23 protein-coding genes and 2 pseudogenes are annotated in these 19,315 nt (G+C 74.3%); 15 read left to right on the forward strand and 10 right to left on the reverse strand.

Annotated elements, in window-relative coordinates:
- Window positions 1-25 precede the first annotated feature (25 nt).
- The 5 genes from ACGFZL_RS25820 (at window position 26) to ACGFZL_RS25840 (ending at window position 4,616) form a co-directional block, all read left to right on the forward strand.
- The gene (locus ACGFZL_RS25820) at window positions 26-1,306 is read left to right on the forward strand and encodes a CAP domain-containing protein (RefSeq protein WP_393695150.1); all 1,281 of its coding nucleotides are present in this window, start codon (window positions 26-28) and stop codon (window positions 1,304-1,306) included.
- Window positions 1,307-1,400: 94 nt separating this feature from the next.
- Window positions 1,401-2,078 carry an AIM24 family protein gene (locus ACGFZL_RS25825; protein ID WP_393695152.1) on the forward strand — a complete coding sequence of 226 codons (678 nt, stop codon included), beginning with the start codon at window positions 1,401-1,403 and terminating at the stop codon, window positions 2,076-2,078.
- Window positions 2,079-2,086: 8 nt separating this feature from the next.
- Entirely contained in the window at window positions 2,087-3,046 is a 960-nt protein-coding gene (locus ACGFZL_RS25830; RefSeq protein WP_393695385.1) for a threonine/serine dehydratase, read from the forward strand.
- A gap of 57 nt (window positions 3,047-3,103) precedes the next feature.
- Entirely contained in the window at window positions 3,104-4,081 is a 978-nt protein-coding gene (locus ACGFZL_RS25835; RefSeq protein WP_393695154.1) for an LLM class F420-dependent oxidoreductase, read from the forward strand.
- 109 nt (window positions 4,082-4,190) lie between these two features.
- Complete coding sequence (locus tag ACGFZL_RS25840; RefSeq protein ID WP_393695156.1) at window positions 4,191-4,616, forward strand: SsgA family sporulation/cell division regulator; 426 nt, start codon at window positions 4,191-4,193, stop codon at window positions 4,614-4,616.
- Between the two features lie 37 nt (window positions 4,617-4,653).
- Here ACGFZL_RS25840 and ACGFZL_RS25845 read toward each other — a convergent pair whose 3' ends face one another.
- On the reverse strand, window positions 4,654-5,079 hold the full coding sequence (locus tag ACGFZL_RS25845; RefSeq protein ID WP_355175718.1) for a DUF6328 family protein: 426 nt from the start codon (window positions 5,077-5,079) through the stop codon (window positions 4,654-4,656).
- Between the two features lie 236 nt (window positions 5,080-5,315).
- Between ACGFZL_RS25845 and ACGFZL_RS25850 the strand changes: the two genes are divergently transcribed.
- Window positions 5,316-5,663, forward strand: a complete 348-nt coding sequence (locus tag ACGFZL_RS25850) for a hypothetical protein (RefSeq protein ID WP_355175667.1) — start codon at window positions 5,316-5,318, stop codon at window positions 5,661-5,663.
- A 15-nt stretch (window positions 5,664-5,678) separates the two neighbouring features.
- On the opposite strand, the gene ACGFZL_RS25855 is transcribed toward ACGFZL_RS25850, so the two are convergent.
- The 5 genes from ACGFZL_RS25855 to ACGFZL_RS25875 all read right to left on the reverse strand — a co-directional run bounded on the left by ACGFZL_RS25855 (window position 5,679) and on the right by ACGFZL_RS25875 (window position 10,052).
- Window positions 5,679-6,662, reverse strand: coding sequence for an aldo/keto reductase (locus tag ACGFZL_RS25855; RefSeq protein WP_355175668.1), 984 nt, complete (start codon window positions 6,660-6,662; stop codon window positions 5,679-5,681).
- A 13-nt stretch (window positions 6,663-6,675) separates the two neighbouring features.
- A complete protein-coding gene (locus tag ACGFZL_RS25860; RefSeq protein ID WP_393695159.1) occupies window positions 6,676-7,866 on the reverse strand; it encodes an FAD-dependent monooxygenase in 1,191 nt (396 codons plus the stop codon).
- A gap of 73 nt (window positions 7,867-7,939) precedes the next feature.
- Window positions 7,940-8,647 carry a ribonuclease H gene (locus ACGFZL_RS25865; RefSeq protein WP_393695161.1) on the reverse strand — a complete coding sequence of 236 codons (708 nt, stop codon included), beginning with the start codon at window positions 8,645-8,647 and terminating at the stop codon, window positions 7,940-7,942.
- A gap of 31 nt (window positions 8,648-8,678) precedes the next feature.
- Complete coding sequence (locus tag ACGFZL_RS25870) at window positions 8,679-9,488, reverse strand: VOC family protein (RefSeq protein ID WP_393695163.1); 810 nt, start codon at window positions 9,486-9,488, stop codon at window positions 8,679-8,681.
- Between the two features lie 78 nt (window positions 9,489-9,566).
- Window positions 9,567-10,052, reverse strand: a complete 486-nt coding sequence (locus ACGFZL_RS25875) for a VOC family protein (RefSeq protein ID WP_393695165.1) — start codon at window positions 10,050-10,052, stop codon at window positions 9,567-9,569.
- A gap of 174 nt (window positions 10,053-10,226) precedes the next feature.
- Here ACGFZL_RS25875 and ACGFZL_RS25880 point away from each other — a divergent pair.
- The 3 genes and pseudogenes from ACGFZL_RS25880 to ACGFZL_RS25890 all read left to right on the forward strand — a co-directional run.
- Window positions 10,227-10,452, forward strand: a pseudogene (locus tag ACGFZL_RS25880) (epoxide hydrolase); the annotation flags it as partial.
- Between the two features lie 123 nt (window positions 10,453-10,575).
- On the forward strand, window positions 10,576-11,229 hold the full coding sequence (locus tag ACGFZL_RS25885; protein ID WP_355175719.1) for an ATP-dependent Clp protease proteolytic subunit: 654 nt from the start codon (window positions 10,576-10,578) through the stop codon (window positions 11,227-11,229).
- Window position 11,230: 1 nt separating this feature from the next.
- Window positions 11,231-11,833, forward strand: a complete 603-nt coding sequence (locus ACGFZL_RS25890; protein ID WP_355175673.1) for an ATP-dependent Clp protease proteolytic subunit — start codon at window positions 11,231-11,233, stop codon at window positions 11,831-11,833.
- A 59-nt stretch (window positions 11,834-11,892) separates the two neighbouring features.
- On the opposite strand, the gene ACGFZL_RS25895 is transcribed toward ACGFZL_RS25890, so the two are convergent.
- Entirely contained in the window at window positions 11,893-12,258 is a 366-nt protein-coding gene (locus ACGFZL_RS25895; protein WP_393695168.1) for a helix-turn-helix domain-containing protein, read from the reverse strand.
- A gap of 204 nt (window positions 12,259-12,462) precedes the next feature.
- On the opposite strand from ACGFZL_RS25895, the gene ACGFZL_RS25900 reads away from it, so the two are divergent.
- Window positions 12,463-13,344 (forward strand): RNA polymerase sigma factor SigF, encoded by an 882-nt coding sequence (locus tag ACGFZL_RS25900; protein WP_393695170.1) that lies wholly within the window; start codon window positions 12,463-12,465, stop codon window positions 13,342-13,344.
- 67 nt (window positions 13,345-13,411) lie between these two features.
- On the opposite strand, the gene ACGFZL_RS25905 is transcribed toward ACGFZL_RS25900, so the two are convergent.
- Complete coding sequence (locus tag ACGFZL_RS25905) at window positions 13,412-13,867, reverse strand: ATP-binding protein (RefSeq protein WP_393695172.1); 456 nt, start codon at window positions 13,865-13,867, stop codon at window positions 13,412-13,414.
- A 153-nt stretch (window positions 13,868-14,020) separates the two neighbouring features.
- Between ACGFZL_RS25905 and ACGFZL_RS25910 the strand changes: the two genes are divergently transcribed.
- The 3 genes from ACGFZL_RS25910 to ACGFZL_RS25920 all read left to right on the forward strand — a co-directional run bounded on the left by ACGFZL_RS25910 (window position 14,021) and on the right by ACGFZL_RS25920 (window position 16,371).
- Window positions 14,021-14,599 carry a PRC-barrel domain-containing protein gene (locus ACGFZL_RS25910; RefSeq protein WP_393695174.1) on the forward strand — a complete coding sequence of 193 codons (579 nt, stop codon included), beginning with the start codon at window positions 14,021-14,023 and terminating at the stop codon, window positions 14,597-14,599.
- Entirely contained in the window at window positions 14,599-15,015 is a 417-nt protein-coding gene (locus tag ACGFZL_RS25915) for a PRC-barrel domain-containing protein (RefSeq protein WP_393695387.1), read from the forward strand. Before ACGFZL_RS25910 ends, ACGFZL_RS25915 begins: the two co-directional genes overlap by 1 nt.
- Before the next feature lie 84 nt (window positions 15,016-15,099).
- The gene (locus ACGFZL_RS25920) at window positions 15,100-16,371 is read left to right on the forward strand and encodes a streptophobe family protein (protein WP_393695176.1); all 1,272 of its coding nucleotides are present in this window, start codon (window positions 15,100-15,102) and stop codon (window positions 16,369-16,371) included.
- A gap of 23 nt (window positions 16,372-16,394) precedes the next feature.
- Here the strand turns inward: ACGFZL_RS25920 and ACGFZL_RS25925 are convergent, their stop codons facing one another.
- Window positions 16,395-16,805 (reverse strand): hypothetical protein, encoded by a 411-nt coding sequence (locus ACGFZL_RS25925; protein WP_355175679.1) that lies wholly within the window; start codon window positions 16,803-16,805, stop codon window positions 16,395-16,397.
- 293 nt (window positions 16,806-17,098) lie between these two features.
- On the opposite strand from ACGFZL_RS25925, the pseudogene ACGFZL_RS25930 reads away from it, so the two are divergent.
- Window positions 17,099-17,254 (forward strand): annotated as a pseudogene (locus ACGFZL_RS25930) (nuclear transport factor 2 family protein); the annotation flags it as partial.
- A gap of 30 nt (window positions 17,255-17,284) precedes the next feature.
- Here ACGFZL_RS25930 and mgrA read toward each other — a convergent pair.
- Complete coding sequence (gene mgrA / locus ACGFZL_RS25935; RefSeq protein WP_393695178.1) at window positions 17,285-18,277, reverse strand: L-glyceraldehyde 3-phosphate reductase; 993 nt, start codon at window positions 18,275-18,277, stop codon at window positions 17,285-17,287.
- 130 nt (window positions 18,278-18,407) lie between these two features.
- Between mgrA and ACGFZL_RS25940 the strand changes: the two genes are divergently transcribed.
- Complete coding sequence (locus ACGFZL_RS25940) at window positions 18,408-19,292, forward strand: LysR family transcriptional regulator (RefSeq protein ID WP_393695180.1); 885 nt, start codon at window positions 18,408-18,410, stop codon at window positions 19,290-19,292.
- Window positions 19,293-19,315 lie beyond the last annotated feature (23 nt).

Here is a 19,315-nt window from a genome sequence, read left to right on the forward strand (position 1 = left end):
TACGACGACGACACAGGGCGGCAGGATGAACGAGTTGGTCCCCGGAGGCAACGTCCCCCTGCCCGACGGACCGGTGCGCGTCCGGGTGCCCGGCGCGTTCGACGTGTCGGCGCTGGTCACCGGCGAGGACGGCAAGGTGTCGGGGGACGGCGACTTCGTCTTCTACAACCAGCCGGACGCGCCCGGCGCCCGGCTGCGCGGGGACACCCTCACCGTCGATCCGCCGCGGCTGCGGCCCGGCGCGGCCAGGGTGACGGTCGTGGTCAGTCCCGCCGAGCCGGACGCCGGCCTGGGCGAACTGCCCGCTCCCCTCCTGGAGGTGGCCGACGGGAGCGGCCGTCCCCTCGCCCGGTTCACGCCCCGGCGCCCGGGCCGGGAGACCGTGCTGCTGCTCGCCGAGCTGTACCGGCGCGGTACGGGCTGGAAGCTGCGCGCCCTCGGGCAGGGGTACGCCGACGGACTGGCCGGCCTCGCCCGGGACTTCGGCGTGGAGGTGGTCGACGAGGCGCCGGCCGCGGACCAGGTGCCCGATCCGGACGGCTTCCTCACGGCGGTCGGTTCCGCCCGCGCGAAGGCCGGTGCGCCACCGGTGGCGGCCGACGCCCGGCTGGTGTCCGCGGCCCGGGCGCACGCCGCCGCGATGGCCGAGGCGGGCGCGCTGAGCGTGGAGACCCGGGACGGCGTCTCGGTGCACCAGCGGGTGGTCCGGGCCGGGTACGCGTACCTCACCGTCGGCGAGCACCTGGTCTCGGGGCCGCGCACGCCCGCCGAGTTCGTCGGGTACTGCCTGCACGCGGACGGCACCCGGCGGACCCTGCTGGAGGCCGCCTTCACCCAGGTCGGCTGGGCCCGCGTCACCGCCGGCCCCGGGGGTGACGCGTACTGGACCGTCCTGTGGGCGGTGCCGCTGACCCCCGAGGGGCTGGCCGGGACGACGGCCGAGGTGGGCGAGCTGACCAACCGGGCGCGGCGGCGCGCCGGCCTGCCCCCGCTGGCCCCCGACCCCCGGCTGGCCGCCGCGGCGCAGGCGCACAGCGCGGACATGGTGGCCCGGGACTTCTACGCGCACACCGACCCCGACGGCGGCCGGCCCTGGGACCGGGCCGCCGCGGCGGGCGCCGCCCGGCGCACGATCGGCGAGAACATCGCCTGCGGCCAGCGCTCGGCGGCCGACGTGGTGGAGGGCTGGCTGAACAGCCCCGGGCATCGCGCCAACATCCTGGGCCGGGACTTCACGCACCTCGGGGTGGGCCTGGCCGGCGGCGGCCGGGCCGGCACGTACTGGACCCAGCTCTTCGGCGGCTGACCGGCGCCGGCGCCCTCCGATGCCTCGCGCTCTCCGATGCCTTGCGCTCTCCGGGGCCTTGGCGGAGCGGGGCCCTCCGGGACAGGATGCCCGCATGAAGGGTGATCTTTTCTCCAGCGAGCACATGGTCGCGCCCGCCACCGCGCCGGGCATGACCGTCGAGAACGCCAAGTGCGTCCGCTATGTGGTGAACGGCGAGATGCTGGCCCGGCAGGGCGCGATGGTCGCCTTCCGCGGCGACCTCGGCTTCGAGCGCAAGGGCCAGGGCGTGGGCGGCATGCTGAAGCGGGCCATGACCGGCGAGGGGCTGCCGCTGATGACCGTGCGCGGCCAGGGCGAGGCGTGGTTCGCGCACGAGGCGCAGAACTGCTTCGTGGTGGACATCGAGGCGGGCGACGAGTTCACCGTCAACGGGCGCAACGTGCTGTGCTTCGACGCCACGCTGTCCTACCGCATCGCCACGGTGAAGGGCGCCGGCATCTCCGGCGGCGGCCTGTTCAACAGCGTGTTCAGCGGGCAGGGCCGGCTCGGCCTGGTGTGCGAGGGCAACCCGCTGGTGATCCCGGTCTCCGCCCAGGCCCCGGTGTACGTCGACACGGACGCCGTCGTCGGCTGGACGGCGGCCCTTGAGACCTCCCTGCACCGCTCGCAGTCGCTCGGTTCGATGCTGCGCGGCGGCTCGGGCGAGGCGGTGCAACTCGTCCTGCGCGGCGAGGGGTACGTGGTGGTGCGGCCGAGCGAGGCGACCCCGCAGAAGACGCAGCAGCACTGATGACCGGGCTGACGGGGATCACTCAGATCGAGGCGGCGGCCGGGCGGATCGCCGGCCATGTGGTGCGCACGCCGACGGTGGACAGCCCGGGCCTGACCGCGCTGCTCGGGGTGCCGGTCACCACGAAGCTGGAATTGCTCCAGCGCACCGGCTCCTTCAAGGCGCGCGGCGCCACGGCCAAGCTGCTGTCGCTGTCCGAGGCCGAGCGGGCGGCCGGCGTGGTGGCGGTCAGCGGCGGCAACCACGGGGTGGCCGTGGCGGTCATGGCCGCCGCCCTCGACGTGAAGGCCACCGTGGTCATGCCGCGCACGGCGCCGGCCCGTTCGCTGGCGGCCGCCGAGGAGGCGGGGGCCATGGTCCGGCTCACCGACGGCATGGACAGCGCCTTCTCGCTCGTCACGGAGCTGCGCGACCAAGGCCTCACCCTGGTCCACCCCTTCGACGACCCGGTGGTGGTCGCCGCGCAGGGCACGGTGGGCCTGGAGCTGGCCGCGGACGCCGGGGAGCTGACCGACGTACTGGTGAGCGTCGGGGGCGGCGGGCTGATCGCGGGCGTGGCGGCGGCGCTGCGGGCGCTGCGGCCCGGCGTGCGGGTCTGGGGCGTGGAGACCGAGGGCGCGGAGGCGATGTCGCGAGCCCTTGCGGCGGGCGGCCCGCGCCCGGTGGAGCTGTCCTCCGTGGTGACCACGCTCAGCGCCCCGTCCGTCTCCCGGCTGACCTACGACCATGTCCGGGAACTGGTCACCGAGGTCCTGGTGGTCCCGGACCGGGAGGCGATCGAGGGCTGCCTGGCCCTCGCCGAGCACGCCAAGCTCTGGACGGAGCCGGCGGCCGGCTGCCTGCTCCCCGCGGCCCGCCGGCTGGTGGACCGGATCGGCCGGGACATCCGCGTCGGCCTGGTGGTCTGCGGCGGCAACGCGACCCCCGCCGACATGGCCGCCTGGGCGGACCGCTTCGGCCTGCGCTGACACCCCGCCCGCCGACGTGACCCGTTTCCCCGCCGCCCGGGCGGGGACCCAGCCCCCATGGTGCAGATCGGGTACACGATGATGACGGAGCAGGCCGGTCCCCGGGACCTCGTCGAGCACGTGGTGCGCGCCGAGGAGGTGGGGTTCGACTTCTCGGTGACCTCGGACCACTACTTCCCGTGGCTGCGCTCGCAGGGGCACGCCCCGTACGCGTGGGCGGTGCTCGGCGCGGCGGCCCAGGCAACGTCGCGGATCCCGCTGATGACGTACGTGACGTGTCCGACGGTCCGCTACCACCCGGCGGTGGTGGCGCAGAAGGCGGCGACGCTGCAACTGCTCGCCGAGGGCCGCTTCCGGCTGGGGCTCGGTTCGGGCGAGAACCTGAACGAGCACGTGGTGGGCGCCGGGTGGCCGAGCGCGAACGTGCGGCAGGAGATGCTCGTGGAGGCCGTGGAGATCATCCGGGGGCTCTTCGACGGCGGCCACGTCAACTACCGGGGCGAGCACTTCGAGGTGGAGTCGGCCCGGCTGTGGGACCTGCCCGACAGCCCGCCGCCGATCGGCATCGCCGTCTCCGGCGAGCAGTCCTGCCGGCTGGCCGGCGAGCACGCCGACCTGGTGATCGCCACCGAGCCCAAGCCGGAGCTGATCGAGGCGTTCGACCGGCACGGCGGCCAGGGCAAGCCGCGGGTGGGCCAGCTGCCGGTCTGCTTCGACCAGGACCGGGACGCGGCCATCGCCCGCGCCCACGACCAGTTCCGCTGGTTCGGCAGCGGCTGGAAGGTCAACTCCGAGCTGCCGCACCCGGATTCCTTCGACGCGGCCACCCAGTTCGTCACCCGCGACGACGTCGCCGAGTCGATCCCGTGCGGCGCCGACCCGGAGCCCTTCGTCGAGGCCGTGCGCCCGTACGCGGAGGCCGGGTTCACCGAGGTCGCGCTGGTGCAGATCGGCGGCGAGTCGCAGCACGCCTTCCTGGACTGGTCGGAGAAGACCCTGCTCCCGGCGCTGCGCGGCGCCTTCGGCGACTCCTGAGCGCGGGTCCCGGGCCGGCGCCCGGTGCTCATCACCCGATTGCCCGAGCATCTTGCGGGAGAGCGGGGTAGTAGGGGTCTCTACGCCCTTTCTCCCGGAGGCCCCTGACGTGAACTCCCTCGTGCACAAGTCCCTGGTCGTGCAGCTCCAGGCGGGCGACACCGAGCGTTTCCCGGTGCTCGCCCACCTGAGCTACGACTCGGCGGACCCCTTCGCGCTGACCGTGGTGTTCAGCCACGACGGCCGGGTGCTGGCCCGCTGGACGCTGGACCGGGAGATGGTGGGCGAGGGACTGCTGCGGCCGGTCGGCGTCGGCGACGTGCGGCTGCGGCCTGAGTCGCGGGGCCTGTGGGAGGAGCTGCGCATGGAGTTCCTCGGCGACAGCCGGACCGACGGCGACCGGCACCGGGCCGTGGTCTACGTCTGGGCCGCGGCCGTCGCCGCCTTCCTGCGCGACACGCACGCCGCGGTCCGGCCGGGCGAGGAGCAGGTGTGCGTGGACGACTTCCTCGCGGAGATCATGGCCGAGGGCTGAACGGGCCCCGCCAGGGCCGGGGCGCCGGCCGGAGGCGTCAGCGCGAGGTGTGGCGGTGCCGGGTCCACAGGGGCACCCCGAACCACCACACCAGGTACCAGAGCACCACGCCGGACACCAGGTAGGGCACGAATCCGTCGTGCGTGGCGACCCGCAGGATCAGCAGCAGTGCCGCGGTCATGGTGGCGAGCAGCAGCACGAGTCCGAACAGGGTCATCAGTGAGGCCAGCCGCACCGCCCGCGGCTTGACCCGCCGCCCGGAGACCAGGCGGTGCAGGGAGACGGGGCCGACCAGCGAGCCGGTGGTCAGCGCCCCGAGGACCACCGTGATCAGGTAGATCCGCCGGTCGACGGCGGACAGGTGGTCGTACTTGTCCGTGAACACCACGGTGAGCAGGAAGCCGAAGAGGATCTGCACCCCGGTCTGGGCGACGCGCACCTCCTGGATCAGGTCGGACCACATCCGGTCCGCCCGCTCCTCGGCGCTCTCGTCCCGCCCCGTGCGCCCGCTCGCGTCCCTCGCCGCGTCCGCGCCGTCGGTCACCGTTCCTCCCGCTGCCTCGGTCTCTTCCGTCCCTGGTCCTTACCCGTGTTCCCCGCGCGGACCGGGCCTCCCCAGCGGGCGGCGCGGCCGGTTTGAGCGACCGGCGGGCGGTTACACGGGCCGGGACCAGGACCGGATCAGGAGAAAGGCGAAGGATGTCCGACACTCAGCTCACCGTGACGCTCAGCGGCGGCGACGTCGAGGACGCGCGGACGGTGGTCCGCGCTCTGGAGGGTGTCTTCGGGGCGCCCGCCGACCCGCCGTCCGACGAGCAGGCCACCGTCCGCACCGCCGTGTTCGACGCCCCGGCCGGCGTGGAGTCGGCAGCGGCGCCCGAGGCGACGGGCGGCCGCCTCTCCTCGGCGCTGACGGTCACCCTGCAGGGCACCCCGGGGGCCGTCGAGGCGGCGAGCCGGACGCTCTCCGGCGCCTTCACCGCCCGCGACGAGGGCGCCGCCGCCGGCGACCAGGAGCGGGAGCGGGAGCTGCACCTGGAGCCGTGAGCCCCCTGCTCCGGCCTACCAGCGGCCCTCCACCTGGTCCTTGACGCGCCGTTCGTAGAGGTCGCGGACGGCGGCGAGCGTCTCCTCGGACAGCTCCGGCAGCCGGGCGGCGTCCGTGTTGGCCCGGGCCTGCTCGGGCGAGCGGGCGCCGGGGATCACGGTGGTGACGCCGGGCTGCTGGACGATCCAGCGCAGCGCGAGCTGGGCCGGGGTGAAGCCCTCGGGGGCCAGCGCGGCGAACTCGGCGGCGGCCTCCACGCCGGTGGCGAAGTCGACGCCGGCGAAGGTCTCGCCCTGGTCGAACGCCTCGCCGTGCCGGTTGAAGGTGCGGTGATCGTCGGCGGCGAAGACGGTGTCCTTGGTGTACTTGCCGGACAGCAGCCCCGAGGCCAGCGGCACCCGGGCGATGACACCGACGCCCGCCGCCCGGGCCGCGGGCAGCACCTCGGCGAGGGGCTTCATGCGGAACGGGTTGAGGATGATCTGCACGCCGGCCACATGCGGCCGGGCGATAGCGGTCAGCGCCTCGGCGGCGGTCTCCACGCTGACGCCGTACGCCGTGATCCGCTCCTCCTCGACCAGGGTGTCCAGGGCGTCGAAGACCTCGTCGGAGGAGTAGACCGGGGTCGGCGGGCAGTGCAGCTGCACCAGGTCGAGGACGTCGACGCCGAGGTTGCGCCGGGAGCGGTCGTTCCACTCGCGGAAGTTGGCGAGGACGTAGTTCTGCGGGATCTGCTCGACCCGGCGGCCCATCTTGGTGGCGACCATGACGTGCAGGTCGGGCCGGCCGCTGAGGAAGGAGGCGATGGTCCGCTCGCTGCGGCCGTCGCCGTAGACGTCGGCGGTGTCGAAGAAGGTCACCCCCGACTCGGCCGCTGCCTCCAGGACGGCCAGGGCGTCCTTGTCGTCCACGTCTCCCCAGTCGGCCCCGAGTTGCCAGGTGCCGAGTCCGATCACCGAGGCGTGCTGTCCCGACCTGTCGAAAGTGCGCTCGTCCATGCCGCCCAGTCTGTCACCCGCGCGACGCCGCCCGCGCGATGCGGGGGCCCAGCCACCGCTTGAGCCGGCGCAGCGCCGCCAGCCGCCCGGCGGCGCGGTCGACGCGGTAGTACAGCTGGGGCGGGACGTACGGCAGCAGCGGCGAGTGACGCTGGCCGAGCAACGCGAACATCCGCTCCGGGGGCAGGCCGATGTAGCGGGGCAGGTTCTCGTACCACTGGGCGCTGTGCCGGGCGGCGCTCTGCGCCGGGAGCAGCGCGGCCCGGCGCTCGCGCTCGTAGCGGGCGAGGGCGCCGGGCAGGTCGCCCGGGGACGCCCCCAGCGCGTCGGCCAGGGCCATGGCGTCCTCCAGGGCGAGGGTGGTGCCGGCGCCGATGGAGTAGTGGGTGGTGTGGGCGGCGTCGCCGAGCAGGACCAGGGCGTCCCGGGACCAGGCGCGGTTGGTGAGGGTGCGGAAGGTACCCCAGCGGGCGGGCGGGCCGCCGGGCGCCCGGTCGGTCAGGGGGTGGCCGTCGAGGAGGTCCGCGAAGAGCTTCTCCAGCAGGACCAGCCCCTCGGCCGCGTCGGCGCGGTCCAGGCCGAGGCCGGTGAAGGTGTCCGGGGCGCACTCGACGACGCAGGTGCTGCCCTCGGGTCCGTACGGGTAGCCGTACGCCCAGATCCAGCCGTGCTCGCTCTCCACGAAGGCGAAGGTGAAGGCGTCGAGGACCTTGGGGGTGCCGAGCCAGAGGTAGTGGTTGCGCCCGGGGCGCGCCTCGGCGCCGAAGTGGCCGGCGTGCCGGGTACGCAGGGCGCTGCCGACGCCGTCGGCGGCCACTACCAGGTCGGCGGCGGGCTCTTCGGTGACCTCCTGCCCGAACTCCAGGCGGACGCCGAGCGCGCGGGCCCGGGCGGTGAGGATCTCCAGGAGCCGGTGGCGGCCGATGCCGAAGCCCTGGTCGCCGTGGTGCCGGGTGGTCTCGTCGCGGACCCGGGCGACGCCGTCGGTCCAGCTGACGGAGGCCGCCTCGACGGCGCGCGCCGACTCCGGGTCGCGGGCGTGCAGCCGGTCGAGGAGCCCGCGCCAGTAGGTGACGCCCCAGCCGTAGGTGGAGCCCTCGGGGTCGCGTTCGTGGACCGTGACGTCGTGGGACGGGTCCTGGAGCTTGAGCAGGATCGACAGATACAGGCCGGCGGGCCCGCCGCCGACGCAGACGACCTTCACGGGTGACCCCTGTGGGAACTGAGAGCGATTGACTGACGACGCAGGGTAGCAGTCGCCGCACTCCGTTCCGGGGCTACCCGGTGGTCGCCGTGCGGCACTCCGGGTGGCCCCAGCCCTGGTCGTTCTTGGCGATCGTCTCGCCGGCCGCGTAGGGGCGGCCGCACACGCAGCGGCCGGGGAACTTCGCCTTCAGGGTGCGCGAGGAGCCGCCGCCGGACGTGGAGCGGGCGGCGCCGGGCTTGCCGCGGGGCGCCTTGCGGGCCGCCGGGACGGCCGCCGAGGGCGGGGGCTCCGGGGAGCCGAGGCCGCTGCCGGCGGGTGCCTGCGCGGTGGCGGCCTGGCTGGCGGCGCGGTCGGCGAAGTCGTTGAGCGGGTCGCCGTCGACCTGGTGGGCGGGCACGTAGCGGAACTCGACCGAGCGGCCGTCGAGGAGCGCGTCGATGGCGACGACCAGCTCCTGGTTGGCGACCGGCTTGCCGGCGGACGTCTTCCAGCCGTTGCGCTTCCAGCCGGGCAGCCAGGTGGTGACGGCCTTCATGGCGTACTGGGAGTCCATCCGGACCTCGAGCGGGACGCCGGGGTCGGTCGCGGCGAGGAGCCGTTCCAGGGCGGTCAGTTCGGCCACGTTGTTGGTGGTCCGGCCGAGCGGGCCGGCCTCCCAGCGGGCCGCGCCCGCCGCGGACTCGTCGCCGACCACCCAGGCCCAGCCGGCCGGCCCGGGGTTTCCCTTCGAAGCCCCGTCGCACGCGGCCACCACTCGTTGCTGCATGCGCCCGATCATGCCACGGCCCGTGCGGGCCGCGGCACGCGGTTCAGGCGACGTCGGTGAGCTTCGGGACCTCGCCGGTCGTGCGGGCGACGTCGATCACCGTGAAGCTCGCGCCGTACGGGTCGGCGAGCGTGGCGAACCGGCCGAAGGGGGAGTCCATCGGCCCGAACCGCACCGTGCCGCCGAGCCCGGTCGCCCGCTCCACCGCGGCGTCGCAGTCGGGGACGGCGAAGTAGAGGTTGACGAAGGGCGCCACCTCGGGCGGGAAGTCGCCGCTGGTCATGACCATGCGGCCGAGCACCGGGCCGCCGTCGACCTCCCAGACGCGGAAGTCACCGCCCCCGTCGGCCTCCATCCGCTTGGTCGTGTAGGAGGGGAAGACGGCCGGGAAGAAGGCGTCGGTCCGCCCGGGCTCGCGGGTGTACGCCTCCGCCCAGCAGTAGGCGCCGGGTTCGGCGACCGCCTCGAAGCCCTCGTGGCGGCCGGCCTGCCAGACGCCGAACGCCACGCCGCTCGGGTCGCGGGCGATGCACATCGTGCCCAGGTCGCCGACGGTCATCGGCTCCAGGACGACCTCACCGCCGGCCTGCCGGATCCGGTCGGCCGTCGCGGCGGCGTCCCGGGAGGCGAAGTAGAGGCACCACTGCGACTCCTCCTCCTCCTGGCCGGGCATGGGCGGCACCACGGCGGCCACCGCCTTGCCGTCGGCGAACGCCTGGGTGTAGCCGCCGAACTCGGTCGACGCCTCGCCGAAGGTCCAGCCGAGGACCTCGCCGTAGAAGCGTTTGGCCTCCTCGACGTCCTTGAACATCGCGTCGGCCCAGCAGGGGGTTCCTTCGGGTTGTACGGCCATGGCTGCGGCCCTCCGTGCGAATGCGGTCCCGGTGTGTCTCACGCTAGTCATGCCGGCGAGGTCGCGCGCGGCGGCGTCTCACTCGCCGGCGTACGCCTTCTCCAGGGCGGCGATGTCGAGCTTGTGCATCTGCATCATGGCGCCGAAGACCCGCTTGGCCTTCGCGGGGTCGGGGTCGCGGTGCATCCGGAGCATCGCCTCCGGCACGACCTGCCAGGAGACCCCGAAGCGGTCCTTGACCCAGCCGCAGGGGCCCTGCTCGCCGCCGTCCTCGATGAGCCGGGCCGAGTAGTGGTCGACCTCCTGCTGGTCCTCGCACATGATCTGGAAGGAGATCGCCTCGTTGAACGTGAACTCCGGACCGCCGTTGAGCCCGACGAAGCGCTGGCCGTTGGCCGTGAAGTCGACGGTGAGCGCGGCGCCGGCCTGGGCGCCGGGCGCGTCGTCGGGGTAGTAGGTGGTGTCGCCGACGCTGGAGTCCTTGAACACCGAGGTGTAGAACCGCGCGGCCTCCTCCGCCTTGCCGTCGAACCAGAGACAGGTGACGAATCCGTCGGTGGCCATGGGTACCTCCCGGGTCGTGGGGTGAAGCGGTCAGCAGTAACGACCGGCGCGCGCCACGGAACTCATCGGCCGGGGGCCGACCAATCTCTGACCGACCCGGCGGCGACCCGGCCGACGCCTTCCACGTGGTGCTGCCGAGCATCCCGGGCTTCGGCCTGTCGGGGCCGGCCCCGCTACGAGCGGGCGCACGCCACCGGCGGCCGGGTCGCCGCCCCGCACTTGCCGTCGGCCGCGCCGACCGGGCTCGCACTGTTCCCCGGCGACCCGCAGATCCCGCTGCGGCACAAGGCGGACGGAGTTCGACCGGGGCGGGCACTTCGCGGCGATGGAGGAGCCGGGCCTGTTCACCGGCGATGTGCGGGCGTTCTTCCGGGAGTTGCGGGAGCGCGCGGCCGGCTGAGCGTTCTGCCGGCGGCGAATCTGCCACCGGCAGAGAAAGGTCCGCAGGGGGCGTCCGGGGGTCAAGAGTGGTGGTGCGGCGCCGATCGCCGCGCACCTCACTCCCGGCCCGACAAGGAGCCCCATGTCCCCCTTCACCGCCGGCCCCGCGCCGGTCCGCTCGCCCTTCGCCCAGGAGAGCGACGCCCCGCCGTCCCCGTTCGACGACCACCTGGCCACCGCGCTGCTCGCCCAGCGCGTGGTGGTGCTCGGCACGCAGGTGGACGAGGTCTCCGCGAACCGGATCTGCGCCCAGCTGCTCATCCTGTCCGACGAGGACCCGCGCGCCGACATCAGCCTGTTCGTCAACAGCCCCGGCGGCTCGGTCCACGCGGGCCTGGCCATCTACGACACGATGCGGCTGGTCCCCAACGACGTCTCGACGCTGGTCATGGGGTTCGCCGCCAGCATGGGGCAGTTCCTGCTCAGCGTCGGGGCGGCGGGCAAGCGCTACGCCCTGCCGAACGCGCGGGTGATGATGCACCAGCCCTCCGCGGGAATCGGCGGCACCACCGCCGACATCGAGATCCAGGCGGACAACCTGGACTTCACCAAGCGGACCATCGAGCGGATCACCGCCGAGCACACCGGCCAGAGTCCGGAGACCATCTCCCGCGACGGCGACCGGGACCGCTGGTTCACGGCCGAGGAGGCCAAGGAGTACGGCATGGTGGACCGGGTGGTGACGTCCCTCGCGGACATCCGCCCGGCCGTGGCGCGGCGACGGATGGGGCTCTGACATGGGCACGTACACGATTCCGAACGTCGTCGAGCGCACCCCGCGCGGCGAGCGGTCCTACGACGTGTTCAGCCGGCTGCTGTCGGAACGGATCATCTTCCTGGGCACCGAGATCGACGACGGCGTGGCCAACGTCGTCATCGCGCAGCTGCTCCACCTGGAGTCCGCGGAGCCGGAGCGGGAGATCTCGATCTACCTGAATTCCCCGGGCGGCTCGTTCACGTCGCTGATGGCCATCTACGACACGATGGCCTTCGTGCAGGCGCCGATCTCCACCTACTGCGTGGGCCAGGCGGCGTCCACCGCGGCGGTGCTGCTGGCCGGCGGCGACGAGGGGCACCGCTTCGTCCTCGAACACGCCCGGGTGCTGCTCGGCCAGCCGGCCAGCGGCGGCAGCCAGGGCACGGTCTCCGACCTCGCGCTGCGGGCCAAGGAGATGGTCCGCATCCGCGCCCAGGTCGAGGAGGTGCTGGCCCGGCACACCCGGCACGACCCGGCGACCCTGCGCGCCGACATGGACCGCGACAAGGTCTTCACGGCCGAGGAGGCGGTGGCCTACGGGCTGGCCGACCAGGTGCTCACCCGCAGGCAGCTGCACGGCTGAGCGTCCGCGTCCGGCGCCCCGCGGGGGAGGTGCGCCGGACCGGGCGGGTCCGTCGGGAGTCAGGCGGCCAGGCACAGACCGCCGTGGCGGGGGGCGGAGGCGGCGTGGCCGGTCGCGGAGGTGGCGTGGTGGGCGGTGACGCGGATCAGCTCCCCGTGCACCTGGGCCAGCAGGTCGCCGAGGGTCAGGCCCAGGGCGCCCGCGGCGGCGGCCAGCACCTCCGAGGACGCCTCCTTGCGCCCGCGCTCCACCTCCGACAGGTACGGCATGGAGATCCGGGCGGCGTCCGCCACGTCCTTCAGGGTCCGCCCCTGGGCCCGGCGCACCCGGCGCAGGACCTCCCCGACCAGGTCGCGCCAGAGGGGCTCGCGCGCGGCGGGGCGCAGGGCGACGACACGGACTGCGTTCGGCACGTGGCTGCTCATCACCTCAGCCTAGGGACCGGGACGGCCGGGGCAAGGGTGCGGTGTTCCGCCCTCAGGGAAACCCGGAAGAAATCGGCAGGCATGGGCCCGGCGCTGGCGGGTAGGCGAGCAGATGGGTTACAACCGCAGGGAGGCGTCCGTGGGGACGTCCGTCCGAGATGTCGCCGCATCGTCGTGCGTATCGCCGTGGGAGAGGGAGAGGTAATGGACACCGCCGTGTTCCGGCCGGAGGCACAGGTCGTCGAGGTGATCGCGGACAGCGCGGGCTGTGGGCTGCCCGGCGTCACGGACCCCCGCTCCGTGGCCCCGCGTGACGCGCGGCAGCTGTCCCGCCAGTTCTTCCAGCGCCTGTCGGAACTGACGGAGGGCACCCACGAGTACCAGTACGCGCGCAACACCCTGATCGAGATGAACATGTCGCTCGTCCGGTTCGCGGCCGGCCGCTTCCGGGGCCGCGGCGACGACATGGACGACGTCGTCCAGACCGGCATGATCGGCCTCATCAAGGCCATCGACCGGTTCGAGCTGTCGCGCGAGGTCGAGTTCACCTCCTTCGCCCTGCCGTACATCGTCGGCGAGATCAAGCGCTTCTTCCGCGACACGACCTGGGCCGTGCACGTGCCGCGCCGGCTCCAGGAGCTGCGCGTGGAGCTGGCCAAGGCGCGCGAGGAGCTGTCCAGCCGGCTGGACCGCGAGCCGACCACCGCCGAGCTGGCCACCCTGATGAACATCTCCGAGCAGGAGGTCGTCGAGGGCCGGCTGGCCTCCAACGGCTACAACTCCTCCTCGCTGGACGCCGCGCTCACCGGTGACGGGCCCGAGGGCGGCGAGGCGGTGCTCGCCGACTTCATCGGCGTCGAGGAGGAAGGGCTGCGGCTGGTGGAGGACTTCCACTCGCTGGCCCCGCTGATGGCCGAGCTGAGCGACCGGGACCGGCGGATCCTGCACCTGCGGTTCGTGGACGAGGCCACGCAGGCGGAGATCGGCGAGGAGCTGGGCTGCTCGCAGATGCACGTCTCCCGGCTGATCAAGCGCATCATCGGCCGGCTGCGCGAGGGCATGCTCGGCGAGCTGGGCTGCGCCTGAGGAAGCTCCGGGCACGCCACCGGCCCACCGCGCCGCTCGGCCCACGGGCCGGGCGGCGTTCCCGTGTTCAGTCCACGGACAGCGGCAGTTCGGCCCGGACCCGCTTGCCGACCGGCACCCGCTCGGCGACGACGGTCCGCGCGAGGGCGTGGACGATCTCCAGGCCGTGCCGGCCGACCCGCTCGGGGTCGCGCGGGAAGCGCCGGGGGACGGCGCCGCTGCTGTCGTAGACCGTGACCGAGACGGAGGCGTCGGTGCCCTCCAGCTCCAGGATGTAGGGCCCCTTGCTGTGCCGGTCGGCGTTGGTGACCAGCTCGCTGACGACCAGCAGCACGGCACCCTCGACCCGCCCGTCGACCGTGGCGCACCACTCGGTGCGCAGCTGTTCCAGGAAGAGCGAGGCGAAGGCACGGGCCTCCGCGATGCACCCCGGGTCCCCGGTGTAGTGCGCGGCCTGCCTCAGGGGCTCCACGGGGACGTCGAAACCAGTCGGTATCACTGCCTCGTCCAGGTACTCGGTCATACGTGTCTTCCTCGAAGCCGGGCGGGCCGGGCTGGTCCGGACGCTACTGCACCCGTCCTGGTACCCCGACGTCGGCTCCCCAGTCCCCCTGGTACGGGAGTGCGGGCATCGTCACACCCGCAGCGGGCACCCGGAGGGCGGGAAGGGTGTGCGATGGACGAACTGATGACCGCGCGGAGCCTCACCACCAGACCGGTGGTCACCCTGGGCGGGGACGCGGTCGCCTCGGTCAAGGACACCATCCTGGACGCGGCGGCCGGCCGGATCGCCGGCTTCACGCTGACCGGGCGCGGCCTGTCGGGGCCGCTGCGGGAGGCGCTGCCCTGGGCGTCCGTGCGCGCGCTCGGCCACGACGCGGTGATGGTGCGCGACCGGCACGCCCTGGTGGGCGCCGCGGCGCTGACGGGCCACCTGGAGACGCTGCGCTCCCGGGTGCTCGGCGCGAAGGTGCTGACGGAGGGTGGCGCCGAGGTCGGCTCGGTCCTCGACGTGGTGGTGGAGGGCGGCACGGGCGGCCGGGTGGTCGGCTTCCGGGTGGCGGCGGTGAAACGGTTCGCGCCGGGCCCCGACCGCCGCGCGCGCCGGGTGTACCTGCCGCGCGGCCAGGATCTCGCCTTCGCCGGCCGGACGCTGGTGCTGCCCGACGACACCGTCCGGTACGTCGCCGGCGATCTGGCCGGGTTCGCGGCGCTGCTCGGCTCGGTGCCCGGAGGGTGGGGTGCGCGGCCGTGATGCTCTTCACCGAGGTGCGGGGCCTGCCGGTGGTGCCGGCGGACGGGGGCGGGCGGCTGGGCACGGTGACCTCCCTGGTGCTCGACGCCGCCGCCGGCCGGGTGGGCCACGTCCGGGTCCGCGGCGGCCTGCTGCGCCGGGAGACCGTCCTGGGATGGGACGCCATGCGCTCGGCCGGACCGGCCGGACTGCTGGTGTCCCCGGCCGCCCGCGCCGAGGACCCGGCGCCCGGCGCGCGCGACCTGTTGGAGAGCCGGGTCCTGACCGAGACCGGGCACGCGGCCGGAGTGGTGCTCGACGCGGCCTTCGACCCCGGCACCGGCCGGCTGCTCGCGGTCTTCACGACCCGGGGCGAGGTGGCGCCGGACCGGCTCCTCGGGCTCGGGGACCACGCGCTGGTCGTCCGGGCCGACTGAGCGGACGGCGGGGGCGCGGCGCGGGCCGACGCGTACGGCCCCGCCCGACGGGCGTGCGGTGGAGGGGCTGCTTAGCGTGGCGACGTGAGCGCACCTGCCCCCACCGCCCGCAAGGCGTCCCCGCACGGCTGGCTCCAGGCGCTGGTGACGGTGGTGGCCGCGCTGGTCGCGATGGGCGTCGTCGCCGTCCTCGGGCTGCTCGCGGCCGGTGCGGCGGACCTGCCGGACAACGCGTTCCCCCGGGTGGCCGCGGCGACCGTCGTCTCGGCCGTGGGCGGCGCGGTCGAGCTGTCCGGGAACGCCGGGGACCTGGTCGACACGGACGCGTCGCTGAGCGTGCTCCCCCTGTCCGTCACGCTGACCGGCGCCCTGGTCGTCGCCCGGGGGTTCCTGCGTCCGCTGCGCCACCGGGCGGTGGCCGGCACCGCCGAACTGGCCGGCTGGGCGGGCCGGATCGCGGTGCTGTGGCTGCTGGGCCTGCTCGCCCTGGCCTTCGCCGCGCGGCAGACCTTCGGGGTCTCCCTCGGCGACGGCGCGCTGGAGGACCTGGGCGACCTGTTCGGCGCCGCGCCGAGGATCGGCTTCACCACCGATGTGCCGCTGACCGTGTTGTTCGGCCTGCTGTGGCTGGCCGGGGTGCTGGTCCTCGCGCTGCTCGTGGCGCGGGACGCGCCGCTGCCGGGGCGGCTGCCGCGCTTCCAGGCGTCGGTGCGGCCCGCCGCGTACGCGATGGTGGCGCTGCTGCTGGCGTACGTGGTCGTCGGCGTCGTCATCGGCCTGGTGGTCGCCGCGACCCGGGGGCATCCGGCGCAGACCTTCGCGCTGCTGCTGCTCGGGCTGCCGAACGTGGCGTGGCTCGCACTGACCCTCGGCCTGGGCGCGACCTGGGACGGGCGGGTCGACGGGCCGTTCGGGCTGCCGCTGCCCAGGCTGCTCGACGAGGTGCTGCGCACGCCCGACGTCTCGACGCTGAACCTCGGCACGCTCGCCGAGCACGACGGCCGGGCGTGGTGGCTCCTGGTGGTGGACGTGGTGCTGCTCCTGGCCGCGGGGTACCTCGCGGCGGTCCGCTCGCCCGCCGGGACGCCGGCCTGGCGGGTCGCCGGGCACCTGGGCGTGGCGCTGGCGCTCACCGTGCTGATGATCGGCCTGGTCTGCCGGATCTCCGCGCGCTACGGCCTGTCGGTGCTCGGCATCGGCGACCTCGGCGGCGGGCTCTCCGGGCAGCTGTTCCTGCGCCCCCGGCCGGCCGGTGCGGTGGGCCTCGCGCTGCTGTGGGGGCTGGTCGCCGGCTGTCTGGGCGCGCTGGGGGCCCGCTGGGCGGGGCGGCACGGACGGCGCCGCGCGAGGCGGTGACCGGGGCGGGTGCGGGGTGGGGCTCAGGCGACGGGGAGCACCAGCGCGGGCGCGGCCCGCTGCATCCGCAGCGCGTCCACCGACTCCGCCATCAGTTCGTACTCGGTGGTCTCGTCCCTCGTGGCCACCCGCACCAGGCGCCCGGCGGCCAACTCGTCGGCGACCAGTTCCTGTTGCCCGTCGTCGGCGCACCAGGTGCGCAGCACGCGCGGCACGTCGGGGGCGTCGTCGGCGACCGGGGTCAGGGCGCCGCGGGGTAAGTGGGTGGTGTCGGGCTGGGGGTCGAGGCGCTCGGCTATCCAGGAGGCCCGGTCGCGCAGCCACCACAGGGCGAGGGCCAGGGTCGGGGCGCGGTAGGTGCCCAGCGGCACCCCGACGCGCCGGCCCCGGCAGACGCCGTAGGCGGTGACATGGCACAGGAATTCGTCGTGCACTGCTCCCCTCCCCCGTCGCCCGGCCCGTCTGCCGGTCGGGCGACGGAGGAGGCGTCCGTGCGGAATCGTGTGCTGCGCGTGAGGGCCTTGTGACGCGTGTGCTGTGCGTGAGGGCGCTGTCGCATGGTGTGAGACGCCCTAGGGGTGAGTATGTTCAGCCCTGAACCACTGTCACCACGAATTTCCGGCCACTCTGCTGGCATATTCGGCGCCGCCGTTGGCCGAAACTCTGCGGCCGGGGCCGCGCGGCGGCCATGACCTCGGGGGTGATCGACCCGGCGGGCGGCTCACCGGTGGAGGGGCATCACGACAGGGCGCGCTTCGCCTGGGAGCTGGTCGCCGACGCCGACGGCTCGGCGCCGGTGGCCGGCTCGGATGTGATCACCCTGGACGCGGCGGGCCGGATCACGGCCGTACTGGGCTTCCTGGACCGGGTGCCCGCCGCGGCCTGGCGCCCGCCCCGGCCGGCGCGCGGGACGTCAGCCGTTGACGACCTCGTCGATCGCGGCCAGCTCCTCGGGGGCGAAGTCCAGGTTCTGGATCGCCGCGACGCTGTCCTCCAGCTGCGCCGGGCTGCTCGCGCCGACCAGGGCCGAGGTGACCCGGCCCCCGCGCAGCACCCAGGCCAGTGCCGTCTGGGCCAGGGTCTGGCCCCGGGAGGCGGCGATGTCGTTCAGCGCGCGCAGCTTGCCGACCAGCTCGGTGGTGAGGGCCTCGGAGTTGAGGAACGGGCTGTCGCTCGCGGCCCGGGAGTCCTCCGGGATGCCGTCGAGGTAGCGGCCGGTGAGCAGGCCCTGGTCGAGCGGGGAGTAGGCGATGGAGCCGACCCGCAGCTCGTCCAGGGTGTCCAGCAGGCCGCTGGTCTCCGGGCGGCGGTCCAGCATGGAGTAGCGCGGCTGGTGGATCAGCAGCGGCGTGCCCAGCTCGGCCAGTATGCGGGCGGCCTCGCGTGTCTGCTCCGGGGAGTAGTTGGAGACGCCGACGTAGAGCGCCTTGCCCTGCTGCACCGCGGTGTGCAGGGCGCCCATCGTCTCCTCCAGGGGAGTGTCCGGGTCGGGGCGGTGCGAGTAGAAGACGTCGACGTACTCCAGGCCCATCCGGGCGAGGCTCTGGTCCAGGGAGGAGAGCAGGTACTTGCGCGAGCCCCACTCGCCGTACGGCCCCGGCCACATCAGGTAGCCGGCCTTGGTGGAGATGACCAGCTCGTCGCGGTACGCGGCGAAGTCGGCCTTGAGCGCCTCGCCGAGGGCGGACTCGGCGGCGCCGGGCGGCGGGCCGTAGTTGTTGGCGAGGTCGAAGTGGGTGACGCCGAGGTCGAAGGCGCGGCGCAGGATGGCGCGCTGGGTCTCGACGGGGCGGTCCGGGCCGAAGTTGTGCCACAGGCCGAGCGAGAGCGCGGGAAGCTTCAGGCCGCTGTGTCCGGTGCGCCGGTAGGGCATGTCCGCGTAGCGGTCGGGGTGTGCGGTGTACAACGCGTCTCCAGAGGGGTCGGCTCGCAAAGGGAGGTCGGTGTCCACTCTGGCCTGACCTGCGGGGAGAGGTCCAACAGGAGAATCCGATGGGATTCAGCGACCGCGCTGCTCAATGACTAGGCTGCCCCGTATGGAACTCCGCCATCTCCAGCACTTCGTCGCGGTCGCCGAGGACCAGCACTTCACCCGGGCGGCGGAACGGCTGCTGGTCTCCCAGTCGGGTCTGTCGGCGTCGATCAGGGCGCTGGAGAAGGAGCTGGGGACGCCGCTGTTCGTGCGGACCACCCGCCGGGTCACGCTGACCGAGGCCGGCCGGGCGCTGCTCGGCGAGGCGGAGCGGGTGCTCGCGCAGGTGCGCTCGGCGCACGAGGCGGTCGCCGCGGTGCAGGGCGTGCTGCGCGGCACACTGTCGCTGGGCACCGAGCAGTGCGTCGCCGGGGTGCCGGTGGCCGGGCTGCTCGCCGCGTTCCGGCGCCGCCACCCGGACGTGGAGATCCGGCTGCGCCAGGCCGGTTCCGGCGAGCTGGCCGACGAGGTCGCGGCCGGGCGGCTCGACCTGGCCTTCGCCTACCGGATCCGGGAGGACACCGACCAACTCCGCTCGGTCCCGCTGGCCGGCGAGCCGATGACCGTGCTCTGCCACCCCGGGCACCGGCTCGCGACCGGCCCGGCGGTGCTGACCCCGCACGACCTGGCCGACGAGGTGTTCGTGGACTTCCACCCGGACTGGGGCCCGCGCCGGGTCACCGACGCCGCCTTCGCCGCGGCGGGCGTGCGGCGCACCGTGTCGCTGGAGGTCAACGACGTGCACGGGCTGCTCGACCTGATCGACGAGAACCTCGGCGTCGCGGTCGTGCCCCGGCACTTCCGGCACAAGCGGGCCTCGCTCACCTCGCTGCCGCTGAAGGACAGCCCGGAGACGGCGTACGAGACGGTGGCCCTGCTGCCGCCGGCCGCCGCCGCCAGCCCCGCCGCCCGGGCGCTGATGGCACTGCTGGAAACGGGGAGCGGATGAGGCCGACGTGCGCGAGGGTGGAG

This window comes from Streptomyces sp. NPDC048182, from assembly GCF_043202555.1.
In the GTDB taxonomy this organism is placed as follows: Bacteria; Actinomycetota; Actinomycetes; order Streptomycetales; family Streptomycetaceae; genus Streptomyces.